This window comes from Coriobacteriia bacterium (assembly GCA_031292615.1).
GTDB lineage: Bacteria > Actinomycetota > Coriobacteriia > Anaerosomatales > JAAXUF01 > JARLGT01.
In genome coordinates, this window is the sequence record JARLGT010000047.1 from 1 (window position 1) to 5,493 (window position 5,493).

A 5,493-nucleotide genomic window follows, 5' to 3' on the forward strand; every position below is an offset into this window, starting at 1 on the left:
CGAGATCGCGCGCGAGATGTGGGAGCACACGGACTTCTCGGCGCTCTACGACGAGCACCGGCACCTGTTCTCGATCGGCTACAACCTCAACGAGGGCCGCCTCGACAACAGCTACTACGACCTGCTGGCCAGCGAGTGTCGCCTTGCAAGCTTCCTCGCGATTGCCAAGGGCGACGTGCCGCAGGAGCACTGGTTCCGCCTCGGTCGCAACCTGACCAAGGTCCGCGAAGGTCGCGCGCTTGTGAGCTGGAGCGCGTCGATGTTCGAGTACCTGATGCCGCTGCTGGTGATGCGCGACTGGCCCGCCACGCTGCTCTCCGAGACGTACGAGACCGTGGTACAAGCGCAGATCGATTACGGTAAGACGCGTGGCGTACCGTGGGGTGTGAGCGAGTCGGCGTTCAACGCGAAGGATGCAGCGCTCACGTACCAGTACCAGGCCTTCGGCGTGCCGGGGCTGGGGCTGAAGCGCGGCCTGTCCGACGACGTCGTTGTGGCGCCGTACGCTGCACTGCTCGCGCTGCCCATCGCTCCGCGCGCGGTGCTCGCCGACCTCGCGGCATTCACCGCCGAGGGCGCCGAGGGCCGCTATGGCTACTACGAGGCGCTCGACTACACGGCGGGCCGCGTGCCGGCTGGCAAGACGCGCGCGGTGGTCAAGGCGTACTTCGCGCACCACCAGGGCATGGCGTTCATCGCGCTCGGCAACGCACTGGTGGGCGACCGCATGATCGGGCGCTTCCACGCCGATCCTGTCGTGGGCTCGGCGGAGCTTCTGCTGCAGGAGCGCCTGCCTCGCCACGTCCAGCTGGTCTCCCCGCACGTCGAGGAGGTCGAGAACCTGCGCTCGGTGCGCGAGCTCCCGCCCCCCGTCACCCGCAGCTACGCCACCGCCGAGACCAACGTGCCCGCGACGCACTTCCTGTCCAACGGCCGCTACTCCGTGATGGTCACCAACGGCGGCGGCGGCTACTCGCGCTGGAACGGCGTGGCCGTCAACCGCTACCGCGAGGACCTCACACGCGACTGCTGGGGGCAGTTCTTCTACCTGCGCGACATGGCGAGCGGCGAGGTGTTCTCGGCGCCGCACAACCCGTATCCGGCCACTCCGGACAGCTACAACGTTGTGTTCGCGCCCGACAAGGCCGAGTTCCGGCGACGCGATGGCGAGATCGAGACGCACGTCGAGATCTCGGTCTCGCCCGAGGACGACGTCGAGATCCGCCGCCTCACCATCACGAACCACGGCAGAACCACCCGCGAACTCGAGGCGACCTCGTACTTCGAGATCGCACTCGCTTTGCAATCCTCCGATCAGGCGCACAAGTCGTTCTCAAACCTCTTCGTCGAGACCGAGTCGCTGCCCGCCACCAACGCACTGCTCTTCTCGCGCCGACCGCGCAGCGCCACCGAGGCACGCTGCTGGGGCCTGCACGTCGTGGCCTGCGAGGTCGACGACTGTGCCGTGAGCTTCGAGACCGATCGCGGGGCGTTCCTGGGCAGGCTGCGCGGGGCCGACGATCCGGCGGCGATGGATGCGAGCGGAGCGCTGGGTGAGACAACGGGCCCGGTGCTCGATCCGTGCGCGTCGCTTCGCCGCACGTTCACCGTTCCAGCTGGCGAGAGTATGCGGCTGGTCTTCACCACCGGAGTCGCCGAGACCCGCGACGCTGCGATACGCCTGACCGAGAAGTACTCGGACCCGCGCAGTGCTCAGCGCGCGATCGACCTCGCATGGACCGCCTCGCAGCTCGAGCTGCGCGACCTGGGCATCTCGCCACAGGAGGCGATCACCCTCGAGCGACTCGCGTCGCGCCTCGTGCTCACCGACCCATTCTCGCCGCTCAAGATCAAGACGCCGGTGGAAAACGGCTTGCAGATGAGCGGGCTGTGGTCGATCGGCATCTCGGGCGACCTGCCCATCATGCTGGTGCGCGTCGAGGAGCTCGAGCATGCGCCGCTCGTGCGCCAGGCGCTGCTGGCCCACCAGTACTGGCGCCACAAGGGCCTGACCACCGACCTCGTCATCCTCAACACGCGCCCCACCGGCTACGCCGACGAGCTTGACGATCGCCTGCGACTGCTCGTGCGCACCGGCCACGCGCTGCAGCTGCTCGACAAGCCCGGCGGCGTCTACCTGCGCCGAGTCGACCAGATGCATCCCGACGTGCTCAACCTCCTGCTCTCGGTCGCCCGCGCCACCCTCGACGGCGACGGCGGCACCATCGACCTTCAGCTCAATCGCCGAGGCAAGCGTCCGGCCGCGCCCGACGCGCTGATCACCACCGCCGAGCCAGGCAGTGGCGGCTACTTCGCGCCCCAGTTCGAGCGCCCGGTACTCAAGTTCGACAACGGCTTCGGCGGTTTCGACGCCGAGACCAGCGAGTACGTGATCGTGCTGGAGGACAAGCTCACCACGCCAGCGCCTTGGATCGACGTGCTCGCCACGCCGGAGTTCGGCTGCACGGTGAGCGAGGCCGGCGTCGGTTGCACTTGGGCATTGAACAGCCACGAGAACCGCATCACCACGTGGAACAACGACCCGGTCAGTGACGGGTCCGGCGAGGCGATCTACATTCGCGACGAGGAGACCGGTGAGTACTGGAGCCCAACGCCGCTTCCGGTTCGCACTCCCGAGCCCTACGTCATCCGCCACGGTCACGGGCGGGTCACCTTCGAGCACGAGACGCACGGCATCGCGCATCGGCTGCAGTGGTTCATCCCGGCTAGCGACCCCATCCGCGTCTGCCGTCTCGAACTCACCAACACCGGCTCCGAGGCGCGCAAGCTCTCCGTCACACAGTTCGTGGAGTGGGTGCTCGGCGACTCGAGGTCGCGGGCGCAGCAGCTCGTGGTCACCTGGTTCGACGCCGAGACGGACATGCTCACGGCGCACAACCACCTCAACCTCGACTTCCCGGGCCGATGCGCGTTTGTCGCATGCGACCGGCCGCTTTCGAGCTGGACCGCGAGCCGCACCGAGTTCGTTGGCCGCAACGGCCGGCCGAGCCATCCGGCGGCGATGCGCGCCAAGGAGCTCGGCGGCCTGAGCGGTCGCTACCACGACAACTGCGGCGCGCTTCAGACGCACGTCGACTTGGAGCCGGGCCAGAGCGCGACCGTCACGTTCCTGCTCGGCCAGAACTCGACGCTGGAAGAGGCGCGCGAGTCTGTGACGCGTCATCGCGAGCAGGGCGCGCTGGACTCCGTCCTCGCCGGTTGCGAGGAGTTCTGGAGCGAGCTGCTGGACACGGTCCAGGTCGACACCCCGGACGACCAGCTCGACCTGATGGTCAACGACTGGCTCCTCTACCAGGCCACCGCGTGTCGGCTCTGGGGACGCACTGCGACCTACCAGTCCAGCGGGGCGTTCGGCTTCCGCGACCAGCTGCAGGACTCGCTCGCGCTGCTCGTCGCGCGCCCCAAGCTCGTGCGCGAGCAGATCGTCGAGGCGTCGCATCACCAGTTCCCCGAGGGCGACGTGCTGCACTGGTGGCAGCCCTACTCCGGACGAGGCGTGCGGACGCACATCTCCGACGACCGCCACTGGCTGCCGCTGGTCGTTGCCGAGTACCTCTCGGCGACCGGCGACGAGAGCGTACTCGACGAACGCACGGCGTTCCTCGAAGGCCAGCCACTCCCTATCGAGCAGGAAGACGCGTACGTGCAGCCCGCGGTGTCAGAGCAGGCTGCCACCGTCTACGAACACTGCAAGCGCGCGCTGGAGGCCGGTCGGCCGCTGGGCGTGCACGGCCTGCCGCTGATGGGTGGCGGCGACTGGAACGACGGAATGAACCGCGTCGGCCACGAGGGCAAGGGCGAGAGCATCTGGCTCGCTTGGTTCCTTATCTACGTGCTGGGCAAGTTCGGCCCGATCGTGGAGTCGCGCGGCGAGGTCGAACTGGCCGCCGACTACCGCGCGTGGAGCGAGCGCCTGCGCGTCGCTGTCGAGGAGCACGGCTGGGATGGCGCGTGGTACCGCCGCGCGTACTTCGACGACGGCACTCCGCTCGGCACGCACACCGCCTCCGAGGCGCGCATCGACGCGATCGCGCAGGCGTGGGCGACCATCTCCGGCGCTGCCGATCCCGAGCGCGCCTCAACGGCTCTGCAGTCTGTCGAAGAGAAGCTCGTCCGCCGAGAAGACCGGCTGATCGCGCTGCTGGCACCGCCATTCGACAAGATGCCGCAAGACCCCGGCTACATCAAAGGCTACGTCCCTGGTGTGCGAGAGAACGGCGGCCAGTACACGCACGGCGCACTGTGGGTCGTGCTCGCCAATCTGCTGCGTGGCGAGGGCGATGACGCCGCCGCTCTGCTCTCGCTCATCAACCCGATAACGCACTCGCTCACGCCCCAGGCCGCGCGCCACTACGCCGTCGAACCGTACGTGATCGCCGCCGACGTCTACGCCGCCTCGCCCCACACCGGCCGAGGTGGCTGGACCTGGTACACCGGCTCGGCCTCGTGGTTCTACCGAGTCGCTCTTCACTACATGCTCGGCTTCCGCCTCCTCGCCGAGAACGGCTCCCAGTCGATGATCGTCGACCCGTGCATCCCCAAGCACTGGCCGGGATTCACGCTAACGTATCGCCACGCCTCAGCGACGTATAACGTCCGAGTCACCAACCCCCGAGGCGTGAACCGAGGAGTGGCCAAAGTCGAACTGGATGGCAAGGTTCTGGACGACACAAAGGTGCCGCTAGCAGACGACACCCAGACCCACGAAGTCATCGTGACAATGCTGGGCGGCTAGGTGTTGGCGCGCTCCTGACCTGCGATATCGCGGGAGGGGTCCGAGGAGGTACCGCGCGCCGTTACGCAGATGGGTCGCCCCGTGGGCGACCCATCGAGCATGTCTGAGCACGGTGCCTCCTCGGACCCCTCCCAAGGGCGCGCTGGTCGCCCGCATTTCCCTTTTGCCCCCGCGCACTGTATAGTGCTCCCTCACGTGCGCCGAACCCTCGGCGCCTCACCCCGGACTCGGTTGTCCCTCGCCTCCCCTGTTGGCCGTCGGATCAGCTGCGTCTACACGCAGTGCTGCCGCATCGGCGCACAGGAATGGAGCGTTACAACTTGGGTTTCAACAATCTGGGCTTGGACGAACGCCTGCTTAAGGCCGTCCGCAACATGGGCTACGACGCCCCCACCCCCATCCAGGAGCAGGCCATCCCCGCCATAATCGCGGGCAAGGACGTCGTCGGTTGCGCGCAGACCGGCACCGGCAAGACTGCAGCATTCACGCTGCCGACCCTCCAGCGCGTCCGCCCCGGCAACCGCCGCCCGGTCGCTCTCATCGTTACCCCCACCCGCGAGCTGGCCGTGCAAATCGAAGGCGTCGCCAAGCAGGCCGCGCGCTCGACACAGCACAAGGTCGCCGTCGTCTACGGCGGCGTCGGCTACGGCCCGCAGGCCTCGGCGCTTCGTAAGGGCGTCGACATCCTCGTCGCCACGCCTGGTCGCCTGCTCGATCTGTGCAACCAGCGTGACTGC

2 protein-coding genes are annotated in these 5,493 nt (G+C 67.9%); both read left to right on the forward strand.

Annotated features, from left to right (window positions below; genetic code table 11):
• The coding region (locus P4L93_04435) for a glucoamylase family protein (protein MDR3686188.1) at positions 1–4,756 on the forward strand (4,756 nt) is incomplete at its 5' end.
• A 320-nt stretch (positions 4,757–5,076) separates the two neighbouring features.
• The coding region (locus tag P4L93_04440; GenBank protein MDR3686189.1) for a DEAD/DEAH box helicase at positions 5,077–5,493 on the forward strand (417 nt) is incomplete at its 3' end.